Source organism: Microbulbifer sp. 2205BS26-8 (assembly GCF_030731025.1).
GTDB lineage: Bacteria > Pseudomonadota > Gammaproteobacteria > Pseudomonadales > Cellvibrionaceae > Microbulbifer > Microbulbifer spongiae.
Map to the genome: position 1 here is coordinate 1 of NZ_JAVAMR010000040.1, position 13,551 is coordinate 13,551.

At 56.0% G+C, this 13,551-nt stretch carries 12 protein-coding genes; 2 read left to right on the forward strand and 10 right to left on the reverse strand.

What is annotated here, in order from left to right; genetic code table 11:
• Positions 1 to 89 precede the first annotated feature (89 nt).
• The gene (gene cysM / locus Q5Y71_RS12745; protein WP_306042507.1) at positions 90 to 983 is read right to left on the reverse strand and encodes a cysteine synthase CysM; all 894 of its coding nucleotides are present in this window, start codon (positions 981 to 983) and stop codon (positions 90 to 92) included.
• Between the two features lie 398 nt (positions 984 to 1,381).
• Here cysM and Q5Y71_RS12750 point away from each other — a divergent pair, with 398 nt between their 5' ends.
• Complete coding sequence (locus Q5Y71_RS12750; protein ID WP_306042508.1) at positions 1,382 to 4,213, forward strand: response regulator; 2,832 nt, start codon at positions 1,382 to 1,384, stop codon at positions 4,211 to 4,213.
• A gap of 21 nt (positions 4,214 to 4,234) precedes the next feature.
• Here the strand turns inward: Q5Y71_RS12750 and acpS are convergent, their stop codons facing one another.
• From acpS to Q5Y71_RS12790, 8 genes are all read right to left on the reverse strand, one after another.
• Positions 4,235 to 4,621: a holo-ACP synthase gene (acpS, locus tag Q5Y71_RS12755; RefSeq protein ID WP_306042509.1), complete on the reverse strand. Its 387-nt coding sequence runs from the start codon at positions 4,619 to 4,621 to the stop codon at positions 4,235 to 4,237.
• Positions 4,618 to 5,367 carry a DNA repair protein RecO gene (gene recO, locus Q5Y71_RS12760; protein WP_306042510.1) on the reverse strand — a complete coding sequence of 250 codons (750 nt, stop codon included), beginning with the start codon at positions 5,365 to 5,367 and terminating at the stop codon, positions 4,618 to 4,620. The genes acpS and recO overlap by 4 nt, the downstream gene beginning before the upstream one ends.
• 31 nt (positions 5,368 to 5,398) lie before the next feature.
• Positions 5,399 to 6,298: a GTPase Era gene (gene era, locus Q5Y71_RS12765; RefSeq protein WP_301417659.1), complete on the reverse strand. Its 900-nt coding sequence runs from the start codon at positions 6,296 to 6,298 to the stop codon at positions 5,399 to 5,401.
• A gap of 118 nt (positions 6,299 to 6,416) precedes the next feature.
• Positions 6,417 to 7,097: a ribonuclease III gene (rnc, locus tag Q5Y71_RS12770; protein WP_306042511.1), complete on the reverse strand. Its 681-nt coding sequence runs from the start codon at positions 7,095 to 7,097 to the stop codon at positions 6,417 to 6,419.
• Positions 7,090 to 7,530 (reverse strand): DUF4845 domain-containing protein, encoded by a 441-nt coding sequence (locus Q5Y71_RS12775; protein WP_301417657.1) that lies wholly within the window; start codon positions 7,528 to 7,530, stop codon positions 7,090 to 7,092. The genes rnc and Q5Y71_RS12775 overlap by 8 nt, the downstream gene beginning before the upstream one ends.
• Before the next feature lie 52 nt (positions 7,531 to 7,582).
• Positions 7,583 to 8,350, reverse strand: a complete 768-nt coding sequence (gene lepB, locus Q5Y71_RS12780; RefSeq protein WP_306042513.1) for a signal peptidase I — start codon at positions 8,348 to 8,350, stop codon at positions 7,583 to 7,585.
• A 49-nt stretch (positions 8,351 to 8,399) separates the two neighbouring features.
• The gene (gene lepA / locus Q5Y71_RS12785) at positions 8,400 to 10,205 is read right to left on the reverse strand and encodes a translation elongation factor 4 (RefSeq protein WP_306042515.1); all 1,806 of its coding nucleotides are present in this window, start codon (positions 10,203 to 10,205) and stop codon (positions 8,400 to 8,402) included.
• A 132-nt stretch (positions 10,206 to 10,337) separates the two neighbouring features.
• Positions 10,338 to 11,738, reverse strand: coding sequence for a Do family serine endopeptidase (locus Q5Y71_RS12790; RefSeq protein WP_306042516.1), 1,401 nt, complete (start codon positions 11,736 to 11,738; stop codon positions 10,338 to 10,340).
• 173 nt (positions 11,739 to 11,911) lie between these two features.
• Between Q5Y71_RS12790 and mpaA the strand changes: the two genes are divergently transcribed.
• Positions 11,912 to 12,616: a murein tripeptide amidase MpaA gene (gene mpaA / locus Q5Y71_RS12795; protein ID WP_306042517.1), complete on the forward strand. Its 705-nt coding sequence runs from the start codon at positions 11,912 to 11,914 to the stop codon at positions 12,614 to 12,616.
• On the opposite strand, the gene ycjG is transcribed toward mpaA, so the two are convergent.
• Positions 12,604 to 13,551 (reverse strand): L-Ala-D/L-Glu epimerase, encoded by a 948-nt coding sequence (gene ycjG, locus Q5Y71_RS12800; RefSeq protein WP_306042518.1) that lies wholly within the window; start codon positions 13,549 to 13,551, stop codon positions 12,604 to 12,606. The two genes, mpaA and ycjG, sit on opposite strands and share 13 nt — an antisense overlap.

A 13,551-nucleotide genomic window follows, 5' to 3' on the forward strand; every position in this document is an offset into this window, starting at 1 on the left:
ATTATCTCCAGGGAATTTTTCATTTGAAGTATTTTTTATTCAAAATTTTCATCTCATTGCTAACAGAGCTGATTGATTGCCGGGTTTAATCAGGGTTGATTAAACACGCCCGAGGACAGATAACGATCTCCTCGATCACAAGCAATAGCGACAATGGTGGCTTTTTCCACCTGGGCGGAGAGTTGCAAGGCCCCTGCAAGAGCTCCACCGGAGGAGACTCCGCAAAAAATTCCCTCGGCTCTGGCCAGCTTTCGGGTCATCTCCTCCGCTTCAAGCTGGTCCATATCAATCACCAGATCCACCGCCTCAGGAACGAAAATACTCGGCAGATATGCCTGTGGCCAGCGGCGTATGCCGGGGATGCTGGAACCATCTGTAGGTTGGAGGCCGATAATCTGAATCTCAGGATTTTTCTGTTTCAAATAGCGACCACAACCCATTATGGTTCCCGTAGTGCCCATGGAGGAGACAAGGTGTGTGATCTGTCCCCGGGTCTGTTGCCAGATCTCAGGGCCGGTACCCTCAAAATGGGCAAGTGGATTGTCATCGTTGGCAAATTGGTTGAGTACCAGCCCCCTGCCCTCAGCCTGCATCTCAAGAGCCAGATCACGGGCACCCTCCATACCTGCTTCCGCACTGACCAGGACCAGTTCAGCACCATAGGCAGCCATGGCTGCCTTGCGCTCGGTGGTAGCGCTGCCGGGCATGATCAGGATCATGTGGTACCCTTTGACCGCAGCCGCCATCGCCAGGGCAATACCAGTATTGCCGCTGGTCGCCTCGATCAGTGTATCGCCCGGGGTAATTCGCCCCCTGGTCTCGGCGTGGTTAATCATGGATAACGCCGGGCGGTCTTTCACAGAGCCGGCGGGATTATTCCCCTCCAACTTGAGCAGAATCGTATTGCTGGTTTCACCAGGCAATCGCTGCAACTTAATCAGGGGAGTATTGCCTACACAGTCGGCAATCGTGGGGTAATCCATGGTGCAGTCAGTTCCAGAATACTATTGCGGTCGGACAGTGTACCCGAAGATTTTTCCAGTGCTAAATACCAACTGTGTAGGGGGACTATATAGTCGGGTTATTAAGCTTGTCTCTGCAGGTACAAAATTCTCGCAACGCAGTGATCGATAAATTTAAACCAATACGGACCTGACTACGCCCTGGGTCTTTTGGGAGCTGGTTACAGAATTTTAAAAGTATCCTCTTCTTACTTAAGACGCTATTACCACCGTTAAAATACAAAGATTCGCGGATACGACGGGCACAAAACTAAACGATAGGGGGCCTTATCTTTTCTCTCCCTTTCGAGCCAGGAGTGCATAGAATCATGCATACAGGTAAAATCTGAAAAAACAATCGCACAAGGCCTCCTTTTACCATGGCCAAAAACAATGCTAAGCCATCCACGCCAGATCCCTCAACGCTGCGTTCGCTGCGCGCAATCCTATTTAGGTTTACCGTCGCTCCAGCGCTGGCACTGGCCATCACGCTGGCCCTGGTCTTTACATTGCAGCAGTTACACGACCGCCGCCAGTTATTGCTCAGCCACGGTCGCGCCAGTGCGGAACAGCTCGCCGAACTGATCGAGATGAGCGGCGGCCAACCCAGCGAACTGCGTATGGAATGGCTGCGCAAGAGCCTTTTGGCCCTAATGCTGGAAAAAGATATGGTACGCTCAGTACATATCTACTCTACCGAGGCGAGCGAGAAGCAGCCACTGAATCCAAATACCAACTTGGGACTGCTCGCCAGTGTTGGACCGCGCCCTGCCACGCCTATTACTCACGAGCACCTGCAAAAGCGCGAGCCATTTATCTTCGAAGATGAAGAGAGCCTGCAGATTCTCCAGCCCCTGAAAGGCGACATCCCTACCTGCTGGATCAGCATTGAGCTGCACCGCCCTTACTTCCTGGTGGGTACTTACCAGGTATTGCTAATCGGACTCGTGGGACTGATCATCTGTACTCTGGCGGCTATGGCTTGGTCTGTCATTCTGTCCGAGCGATTCGCGCTCAGCCTGTCCCGATTGGGGCAGGTGCTGCAGGCGGTTGGGCGCGGTGAATTTGATCGCCGCGCCCGCGAAATAGGCAACCGCGAAGTGGCACAGCTGACCAACCAGATTAATGACATGGCCGAGAACCTCGCCAAGCACCAACGCGACTACAAGGCAAACCTGCTGCAATCCATGGACGACCTGCGACAGTCACTCGACAGCATGGAAGAACAAAATATCGAACTTGATCTCGCCCGCAAAAGGGCCCAGGAAGCCAGCCGCATCAAATCAACTTTTTTGGCGAATACCAGCCATGAAATCCGCACGCCGCTCAATGGTATTATCGGCTTTACCAATCTGTTGCTCAAAACCGAGGTCGACGAGCTGCAGCAGGACTACCTGCAGACCATTTTGCGTTCATCGGAAAACCTGCTTACCACTATTAACGATATTCTGGATTTTTCCCGCATTGAGTCCGGCAATCTGGTGCTCGACCATATTCCCATGGACCTGGGACAATTGCTGGAGGAAACCCTGCAAATTCTGGCCCCTTATGCCTATGAGCATCACCTGGAACTGGTACCCCTGATTGACCCCCAATTGCCCGCCACCCAGGTGGGTGATCCACTGCGTACTAAGCAAATCCTCACCAATCTGCTAGGCAATGCGATTCGCAGTTCAGAAAACGGCAATATACCCGTACAACTCAGCGTTGTGTGCAGCAAGGATTCGGAGCTGGTCTTGCGTATCAGCGTCACCGACCTGGGCAACCGCATCGATGAAGCGGGCCGCAGTGAACTGCAACAAATACTTAATACCAAAACGCCACAGCACAGCCAGCAAATCAGTGCCAATGGCCTCGGTATGTCCATTGCCCGCAGTCTCGTCGAGCGTATGCGCGGCAGCACTGGTATAGAAGAAACCGACAGCGGTGGCAGCCACTGCTGGGTACAGCTGTCTCTGCAGCCAGAGCGCAATCGCGGCGTACCTCCACGGTTTCAGTGCCCCGGCTGCCGCATATTGATTGCCGATCCCAACCACTTGACCCGTACCCAGGTAGCGCAGTTACTCAGCCAGTGGCAGGCGGAGCCCGTAGAACTCAGCGATACAGAGACCCTGCAACCAGTTGTCGAACAAATGTGGCGGCACGATGCACTGCCCGATGCCGTGATTATCGATACCGCTATCGCCAGGTGCGACTTCGACAATTTCAGCGTACAAGTACAGTCTCTTGTGGACGCCTACCAATGCCAAGTGATCGTGCTGGGAGCCCCGGCCGAGTTGCGCCGTTGCTATGAGCAGCTGCGCACCCGTACCCTGACTTTCCTCGGTAAACCGGTTACCCGCGAGAACCTGCTGCGCGCCTTAAAAAGAGCCGCGCCACGAAAAAACCAGCAGCGTTCCAGTAGCAGGGCCGTATCCGCTTTGCCCTGGCCAGCGGCACCGCGGATTCTGGCGGTAGATGATCATGCAGCCAACCGGCGCCTGGTCGGTGAGTTACTGCGCACCCAGGATATCGAGGTGATCATTGCCGCCAGCGGCGAAGAGGCTCTGCAACACTGGCAGCAGAGCACCTTTGACCTCATCTTTATGGATATACAAATGCCCGGCATGGACGGTATTGAGGCCACCCGCCGCATTCGTGAGCGAGAGACTGGGCGGCGCACACCGATTATTGCACTCACTGCACATGCAGGCGCCGAGGAGAAAGCGCGATTACTTTCTGCCGGCCTGGATGATTACCTGAGCAAACCTGTCAGCGAGGCCCAGCTTACCCACATGATCAAGCGTTGGCTCAAGATCATCACACCACAGGTGATAGAGAAACTCAGCCTGGAACAGATGCGCCTTGTGGATATTGGTGAGAGTCTGACCCTTGCCAATGGCGATACGAAACTGGCGAGGGACATGCTACAAATGCTCCTGGACGGGCTTGTGTCCGACGAACGGGAGTTACAGCGGCTGCTGAGTGCCGGCGACCTCAGAGGCATGTTCGAGCTGACCCATCGTATACATGGCGGTTGTTGTTACTGCGGCGTGGCCCGACTGCGCGAAGCCACCTGTATACTTCAGGAGGAACTGCGCACCCTGCAAGAGAAAAAACCGGCGGAATTTGACCGGCGCAAACTGGATGCAGTATTTCGGGAAATGCGCGCTCTGTGGGAATGGGCCTCGGAGCAGAATCTGGATGCGCTGTTCGGGCTGGAAGTTGCCTGAGCAGAAGCCTGCAACAGCAAACTAGCGAGTTTCAAAAATCACACACGCCAGGGCGAAGTCTTTTTCATCCGACAGAGAGAGGTGAATGGACTCAACACCCAGAGCACAGGCGCGCTCCCGTGCCGCACCATTTAACAGAACCTGCGCTGCAGCATTTTTGCGGCGCCGCACTTCGATATTGTGCCAGGAAATGCCGTCGCCGATGCCGGTGCCCAGGGCCTTGGCTACCGCCTCCTTGGCAGCAAAACGTTTGCACAGGTAGGCTGTGCGATTGGCCTCGCTCAGACCGGCGAAGTCACAGCGCTCGCGGTCATTCAATATCCGCCGTACAAACCGGTTGCCGTGGCGCCGCAAAGCCACTGCTATGCGATGATAGCTGCAAATATCTGTACCGATACTGACGATCATTTTCCGTATACTTGTCTGAATAATGCGCGACTTTGCAATGGCCTGCCCCCGAGCATGGCCTGAAGCAAAATCCGCGTCAAGCGCTTTGCCGGGAGCAGCAGCCCGGCGGACCATTTCCCACTCTCCAGCGCCTGCGCGATACCCAGCAGTTCCTCACCACTGAACTCATTATCGCGCTGAGTATTACTTCCCTGGCGGTACACAGGCACAAATCCCTGCTCAATCTCCAGCTGATAGCGGACCCCCTCGCTGACAATACCCTGGCTGCCGGTACAATAATCCAGTGGTGGACAGCTGCCCAGTTCCCCCAGCAGTTGCAATTCAAAGCGGCGCAGGGGCCCTTCCAACTGGTTGCTATCGTCGCCTTTCGATTGCGCGAGCACTTCCAGCAACACCTGGTACATGGCGAACAGCGCATAGTGCGCTTCCCCCTCCGGTAACAAGCGTACCAGTAACTCATTCGCATAAAGCCCCACATAGATGGCCCGACCTTTCAGCCAGAGTGGCGCAGCGACATTCTCCACAGAACCCAGGGTTTTTAACGCACCATTTCCCAACAAGGAGACCAGAAGTGGGGAGAAAGGCTGCAGTGCCTGCTGGCACCGCCGCTTGTCGCGCCGGGCACCGCGGGCAACACAACCAATACGCCCAAAATCCGAAGTCAGCAGCTCCAGAATCAGACTGGAGTCGCGGTAGGGCCGTGCGTGCAGAATATAGGCTGGTTGTGCGGGTTGTGGCTGCTTCATGATATCAGCGGGTATGCGCCGGAACAGAACTCTACTCGTTTCGATAGCCGAGACTGCGCAAAGCGCGCTCGTTATCGGACCAGCCGGACTTGACCTTGACCCAGAGATTCAGCATCACCTTAGTGTCGAAAAGCCGCTCCATATCCTCACGGGCCCGGCTGCCAATCTGTTTGATGCGCTCGCCTTTGTTGCCGATAAGAATGCGCTTCTGCCCAGCCCTTTCTACCAGAATCGCCGCACGGATATGCAGGACTTTGCCTTCCTGGGCAAAATCCTCCACCTCGACAGTAACCTGATAAGGCACCTCTGCGCCCAACTGGCGCATGATTTTCTCCCGTACGATTTCTGCTGCGAGGAAGCGCGAGCTGCGGTCGGTAACCTGATCGTCTGGGAAAAAGTGCTGCCCCTCGGGCAAGTGTGTGAGAATCACCTGTTCCAGCGTGTCCAGATTCTGATTGCGCAGAGCGGAAACAGGTACAATCTCCGCTTTGGGGTACCGTTGGGCCAGGGCATGCAACTGGGGCAACAGCTCGGCCCTGTCCCTCAACTCGTCCACCTTGTTGACAGCAATAACCAGTGGGCACCTGATACCGCGCAGTTGATCGGCCACCAACTGATCTCCCTCGCTCCAGCGGGTGCGCTCCACCACAAATACCACCAGGTCCACATCCCGTGTCGCACTGGCAGCAGCCCGGTTCATATAGCGGTTGATGGCTTTTTCCTGATCCGGGTGCAGGCCGGGCGTGTCGACAAAAATAATCTGGTCCGGTCCCTCTGTTTTGATGCCGAGCATATTGTGGCGGGTGGTCTGTGGCTTGCGTGAGGTAATCGCCAGTTTCTGGCCCAACAGGTGGTTCAATAGTGTGGATTTTCCCACATTGGGGCGGCCGACAATCGCAACATAGCCACAGCGAGAGGGTTGTTCGCTCAAAAAAACGCTCCGAAAGGGTTAAAGGGAATCGCGGAGCCCGAAACCGGACGGGCCTCCCGTGTATTGAAGTCCGCCACTTGGAGACAGACAGCGACCGGCCTCGCCCCACATTGTAAAATCAGCTCAGACCGGTAAGTCGATTATAGGCCTCAACGGCAGCCGCTTTTTCCGCTGCGCGGCGGCTGCTGGCCTCACCGCGCACCGGCTGAGCCAGCCCGCTAACACAGCACTCGACAACAAACTGCCGGGCGTGCTCCACACCGGAGACATCCACGACCCTATACTGTGGCAATGGTTTCCTGCGTGCCTGCAGCCATTCCTGCAAGCGGGTCTTGGGATCTTTTACCGTCTCCAAAGACAGACAGTAGAGACGCGATGCAAACCAGTCCAGCACTCTGGCGCGCGCCGTTTCCAAACCGGCATCCAGGTAGATGGCACCGATCAAAGCCTCCACCGCATCGGCGAGGATGGAGGCCCTGCGGCAACCGCCACTTTTCATCTCCCCTTCGCCAAGACGCAGGCAGTCGCCAATCTCCAGTTCAAGTGCCAGTTTCGCCAGCGTCTCACCACTGACCAGTTGCGCGCGCAAATGGCTCAACTGCCCCTCCCGTCCCTTGGGAAACCGCTCGTAAAGCGCCGCGCCGATGATGAAACCGAGAATAGAGTCTCCGAGAAACTCCAGGCGTTCGTTATTGCGGCTACCGTGGGAGCGGTGTGTCAACGCCAGCTCCAGCAATGCATCCTGCCTGAACCTGTGGCCGAGACGCTTGCCCAGGCGTTCCAGTAAAAGATCAGTCACGTTTGCGAAATTGCTCCAGGTCCACCAGCGCATCGCAGCACAGCTCGGGACTGGCCGTATTGAGCTGTTTGTTAAATTTCATCACCACATCCACATTGTATATCAGTGGTTGGCGCAACTCGTAATTGATGCTGACCAGCGTACCCTTTGCACCGCGAACCACCTGCAGTGCCTCGGTGGGCTCACCACGCACATTGTTGATTAGAAAGAAGCGGCCCAGTTCTTTCTTGATCTGGCCCGCCGACATAGTTTCCAGATCCGGGTTTTCAGCCAATATCTTCAGCCCTTCTGTCACGTAGCGTGCATCAAGATAGGCGGGTGCCATCCTGGATGCGCAGGTCAGGACAAAACCCAGCACTGCCACAAGCAACAACCAACCCCAGTAACTCATACCGCGCTGGTATTGAAACGAATAATGCGTAGTATTACCCATGATGCCTTCAATTCTCCTCGCCGATACCCGGTGCACAGCCGGCCGGTTTTTATTACTGGATGGACCCCACACGCTCGAAACTGGGTAAACTGAACAGTTTGTCCCAGTGCATCCAGATGGCAAAAGCCTTGCCCACAATATCCCGCTCGGGCACAAAGCCCCAGGCACGGCTGTCAAGACTGTTGTCCCGATTGTCGCCCATCATAAAATAATGGCCTTCCGGGACAGTACCACTGAAATCACCGTATTTGCCCGGGTGCACATTTTTCGCCATCAAGTGGCGCCGGCCGTAGAGGTTTTCCCACAGAATTTCCACTTGCGGATTTGCCGGGGGTAACGCCTGAATCAGCTCCTGTGGCGCCAGTTCGCCGTTCACATAGAGCATGTTGTTCTTCAATTCGATCCTGTCACCGGGCAAGCCGATCACCCGCTTGATAAAATAGGTATCGTTCATATGTGGTGGAAAAAATACCATCACATCTCCGCGTTGCGGCTCGCCAATATCCACTACCTTGGTGCGCGAAACCGGCAGGCGCAGGCCGTAGGCATATTTGTTGACCAGGATAAAATCGCCGATCTGCAAGGTGGGCACCATAGAGGCAGACGGAATCTGAAAGGGCTCCAGAATAAAAGAGCGCAGCACGAAGACAATGGCCAAAATCGGGAAAAACGACTTGGCATATTCCACTACAACCGGGTCTTCACGCTTCCTGCCTGTCTCCTTCCCGCGGCGGCGGGCAAAAAACAGGCTGTCGACCAACCAGATTCCACCGCTGACGACAACCAGCCAGAGCAGAATCAAAGGCAAATTAATATCCATCACTATTCTCTATTGTCCCCAAATCTCGGAATCAAGCACCGGCTGCGCCCTATTGATCCACTTTCAGTACCGCCAGGAAGGCCTCCTGGGGCACTTCGACACGGCCGAGTTGCTTCATACGGCGTTTACCCGCTTTTTGTTTCTCCAGCAGTTTCTTCTTGCGTGTGACGTCGCCGCCATAACATTTCGCAGTCACATTCTTGCGCAGAGCTTTTACGGTGGTTCTCGCCACTACCTGACCACCGATCGCCGCCTGAATAGCCACATCAAACATCTGCCGCGGTATCAGTTCCTTCATTTTTTCCGCCATTGCGCGCCCTTTCTGTTGAGCGTTTTCGCGATGCGCGATCAGGGCCAGGGCATCTACACGATCCCCATTAATGAGGATATCCAAGCGCACCAGTTTTGCTGCTTCAAAGCGCACAAAACTGTAATCCAACGAAGCAAATCCGCGGCTCACTGACTTGAGGCGATCGAAGAAGTCCATCACCACTTCGCCCAAGGGCAACTCATAGCGCAGGGACACCTGGGTACCCACGTACTGCATATCCCTCTGTATACCGCGTTTCTCCACACAGAGGGTGATCACATTACCCAGGTACTCCTGGGGCACCAGGATATTTACTTCTGCAATCGGTTCGCGCATTTCCCGAATGCTACCCACATCCGGCAGCCGCGACGGGTTATCCACCATGACCACGTCGCCATTATTCTGTTCTACGGCATACACCACGGTGGGTGCAGTGGTAATCAGGTCCAGATCATATTCCCGCTCCAGGCGCTCCTGGATAATCTCCATATGCAGCATACCGAGAAAACCACAACGAAAACCAAAACCAAGGGCATCGGAGGTTTCCGGTTCGTAAAACAGGGACGCATCGTTGAGAGACAGCTTCTCCAGGGCATCGCGAAAAGCCTCGTAGTCATCGGAACTGACCGGGAACAGGCCCGCATACACTTGCGGTTTGACCTTCTGAAACCCCGGCAGCATCGCTATGTCCTGCGCATCCTTGGCATGGGTCAGGGTGTCACCCACAGGTGCGCCGTGAATATCTTTAATGCCGGCCACCACAAAGCCCACCTCTCCGGCACGCAGCACACCGGTCTCACAGCGCTTCGGGGTAAAAATGCCGACACTGTCCACCACATGAGCACGACCAATAGACTTGGTGACAATTTTGTCTTTGGCTTTCAAGGTACCTTGCATCACGCGAACCAGAGACACTACTCCGAGGTAGCTGTCGAACCAGGAATCGATGATCAGCGCCTGCAGCGGCGCCCCCACATCTCCTTCCGGTGGCGGCACCAGGCGCACCAGATCCTCCAGCACCTCTTGCACACCCATGCCGGATTTGGCGCTGCAGCGCGTAGCCTCACTGGCAGCTATGCCAATAATGTCTTCGATTTCCTCGACGACCCTATCCGGGTCCGCCTGGGGCAAGTCCATCTTATTGAGTACCGGAATGACTTCCAGACCCTGCTCAATCGCGGTGTAGCAATTGGCAACCGACTGCGCTTCTACGCCCTGGGCCGCATCCACCACCAATAGCGCACCCTCACAGGCCGCCAGGGATCGGGAGACCTCATAGGAGAAGTCCACGTGCCCCGGGGTATCAATAAAATTCAACTGATACGTCTTGCCATCCCGCGACCTGTAGTCGAGCGTGACACTCTGGGCTTTGATGGTGATCCCCCGCTCCCGCTCCAGTTCCATACTATCCAGTACTTGTTCGGCCATTTCGCGATCGGAAAGGCCGCCACATTCCTGGATGAAACGGTCAGCCAGGGTAGATTTTCCGTGGTCGATATGGGCAATGATGGAGAAATTGCGGATATGGGATAGATCTGTGGCCACTACGGAATAAAAACCCTTTAAAATCAGATAATTAGTTGGCAGGCATACCAACTGTGTGGCGCAAGTCTAACAGAACTCGTGGTCCGAGGTGAGAGGCAGGCGGCCTATTCGGCCACCATTCGACCCCGGTTCTCAGCTTTCAATCTTAATTGTGCGGAAAGTTGACTGGCCCGATCGAAAGAAGCGGATCGGCAACAGCTCATTTTTGGGGAGTTCCTTAACCACAGCTTTATAATCCTCCATGTCCCCCACTTCTTCAAATCCCAACTGGGCGATAATGTCACCACTGCGCAGACCGGCTTTGGCGCCCGGCTTACCCGGGACAACCTGTTTGACCAGTACACCGGTATCCACATTCCAGCGTTGCTTCACGCCCTCAGGGATCTGTTCAACCACAATGCCCAAGCGTCCACCGATAATCGAGCTTGGCTTGACCGTGGCCTGTACGCCCTCATCATCGGCGCCCGGCAGGGTACCAACGATCACTTTGAGCTTCTCAGACTTGCGGTTACGCATCAGTTCCAGCGAAACTTCGGTGCCGGGGCGGAGTTGGCCAACCAAATGGGGCAGATCGCCGTGTACACCAATTCTCTGACCGTTGAAGCGAGTGATAACGTCTCCGGGCATAATCCCGGCCTCGGCAGCGGGCGCACCGGGGCTGACCTGTTCTACCAGTGCCCCAACCGGCTTGTCCAGCCCCATCGCTTCAGCCATATCCCGGTCCACGTTGCGGATGCCCACGCCCAGCCAGCCGCGGTCTACACGCCCTTTCTCTTTCAACTGTGCCACTACATCCTGGGCGAGACTGGCCGGAATGGCAAAGGAGAGGCCGATTGAGCCACCGCTGCGGGTGTAGATCTGGGAGTTGATGCCAACAACCCGCCCTTCCAGATTAAATAGCGGACCGCCGGAATTGCCTGGGTTAATCGCCACATCTGTCTGGATAAACGGTACATAGTTCTCACGGCTCTCATTGGGGATACTGCGTCCCATAGCGCTGACAATGCCGGCACTGGCGGAGTAGTCCAGGCCAAATGGCGAGCCGATGGCGACAACCCATTCTCCCACCTGCAGTTCTTCTGAATCCCCCCAGCGCGCGGCTGTGAGGTCATCGGCGTCTATTTTGAGCAGCGCCAGATCCGAGCGCACATCGGTGCCAATCACTTCGGCCTCATACTCGCGGCGATCGGTCAGGGTGACGGTGACTTGGTCGGCACCACTCACCACGTGGTTATTGGTCACGATGTACCCATCATCGGAGATGATAAAGCCGGAACCCATACTGGCCACCGGGCGCTGCTGGCGCCGGCGCGGCTCAAACAGGTGACGAAAGATATCGGGAATATCCTGTTGGAATTGTGGCGCATTATTGCCACGTGCCACACGGCTGCGATCCAGTGTATTGATCTTCACCACTGCGGGCGAATTTTCCTCGATCAGTTCGGTCAGTTCAGGCAGACCTCGGGCACTGGCCGTGCCCGCCACTACCAATAGACAGAACAGTAGGAGATATTGCGTACAGCGTTTAATCATAGGTTTGTTACCCTTATTGATCGCTTCTAATATGAAACTTGTGGAATTTGAGTTCCCTCCGAGGCTTGCCATCGCTTATCAAGGCCCCCTTGTAGGACAATCAGTAACGATTTAGTGGCGATTTAGGCACGAAAGTTCTGCTGCGGGGTGTAAATCTGTGTAAAGGGTTAACGATGTCCAAACTGCGCCCGCGCCCCGAGCGCGGCCAACTGCACCTTGACAGGGTGCTGTACGGCCACAGCGCACTAGGTGCCCCATTACTATACTTTCCCGCCCAATCCGGCAATACACACGGCCTGGTTTTGGCCGGCACCCACGGCGATGAAGTCGTCGCAGTTGTCACCCTGTCCTGTGCCCTGCGCTCTTTGGCCGCAGACCAGCTCCGCCACCATGTGATACTGGCGGTCAATCCCGACGGCTGTCAACTCGGTACCCGTTGCAATGCACGCGGTGTCGATCTCAACCGCAACTTTGCCACAAAAAACTGGGGTGGTGGTGACAGTGCCTACCGCTGGAACAGCGCCACCGACAGCCGGGATGTCAAACTCAATACCGGTCTGAGCCCGGTTTCTGAGCCCGAGACCCGGGCGCTTTGCCGGCTGATTGCCAAGCTGCAGCCAGCCTGGGCAGTATCCATACACGAGCCGCTGGCCTGTGTGGAAGACCCCGGGACCAGCGATCTGGGCAATTGGCTGGCGAGCCAGTTTCAGTTGCCACTGGTAAAAGACGTCGGCTACCAAACCCCGGGCTCCTTCGGAACCTGGTGCGCTCAACAGGCGCTACCCTGTATCACCTTGGAATTCCCACCTATTTCGCCGGATGCTGCCAGCGAGAAGTACCTGCACCCCCTGGTCGGACTGATCAGTTACGACCAGTAAACCCGACCGGCGCCAAAACGTAAAGGGAACTCTACATCCTTTGCCAACCAGGTTGGGCCATCCAGGTCCAAAAAGCTCGCCCGCTCTCCCAGAGGCCAGGCCGCACGGATGGCCCGCGAGGTACACAGCATACACCCCAGCATCAACTGGAACCCCTGTGCCTCAGCCTCCTCTGCCAGGGCCCTGGCTTCAGTGATACCACCAGTCTTGTCCAATTTGATGTTGAGTATCTCATAGCGCCCGAGCAGATGCGGCAGGTCCTCGCGGCTATGGCAACTCTCATCGGCACAGATCGGCAGCGGGTGGGGAAAAGTGCCCAGGAATTCATCGTCACCGGCAGGCAGCGGCTGCTCCAGCATGGCCACGCCCAATTCCTCTAACTGACTACAGCGTTCCACCAGAGTATCTGCCCGCCAGGCCTCGTTGGCATCAATCACCAACTGCGCTGCAGGCACAGCAGCTCTTACCGCCGCCACCCGCTGGTAAACCTGTTGGTCATCCAGCTTCAGTTTCAGGGTATCAGCGCCTTGTGCGATGGCATTACGCGCCGCCACAGCCATTGCCGCGGGATCATCGATCACCAGTGTCTGCATGCTGGGCAGGGATTCTGGCCCGGTGAAAACGGCACCGCGACATTTAAACTCCCAGTCTGCTAGCGCACAATCCAGGGCATTGCGAGCAGCGCCGGCGGGTAAACGCGATTGCAACAGCGTGCGATCCAGCCCCGCAGCCACCTCCGCGAAAAGGGGCCGAAGCTGTTGCATAACTGAAGCAACGCTCTCACCATAGCGGGCATAGGGTGCGCACTCGCCAATACCCACTACCCCCTCCCCACGAACCTCTACCACCACCAACTGGGCCTCGGTGCGGACACCGCGGGAAATCGCAAAGGCCGTGCGCAGAGGCCAGCGCTCAGCAAAGCAGCGGGCCTGCAT

Coding starts and splice junctions, on each gene's coding strand:
- Q5Y71_RS12790 (WP_306042516.1), bottom strand. CDS start 11,738: ATGATTAAACGCTGTACGCAATATCTCCTACTGTTCTGTCTATTGGTA.
- lepB (WP_306042513.1), bottom strand. CDS start 8,350: ATGGATATTAATTTGCCTTTGATTCTGCTCTGGCTGGTTGTCGTCAGC.
- mpaA (WP_306042517.1), top strand. CDS start 11,912: ATGTCCAAACTGCGCCCGCGCCCCGAGCGCGGCCAACTGCACCTTGAC.
- ycjG (WP_306042518.1), bottom strand. CDS start 13,551: ATGCAGGCCCGCTGCTTTGCTGAGCGCTGGCCTCTGCGCACGGCCTTT.
- recO (WP_306042510.1), bottom strand. CDS start 5,367: ATGAAGCAGCCACAACCCGCACAACCAGCCTATATTCTGCACGCACGG.
- cysM (WP_306042507.1), bottom strand. CDS start 983: ATGGATTACCCCACGATTGCCGACTGTGTAGGCAATACTCCCCTGATT.
- Q5Y71_RS12775 (WP_301417657.1), bottom strand. CDS start 7,530: ATGGGTAATACTACGCATTATTCGTTTCAATACCAGCGCGGTATGAGT.
- Q5Y71_RS12750 (WP_306042508.1), top strand. CDS start 1,382: ATGGCCAAAAACAATGCTAAGCCATCCACGCCAGATCCCTCAACGCTG.
- acpS (WP_306042509.1), bottom strand. CDS start 4,621: ATGATCGTCAGTATCGGTACAGATATTTGCAGCTATCATCGCATAGCA.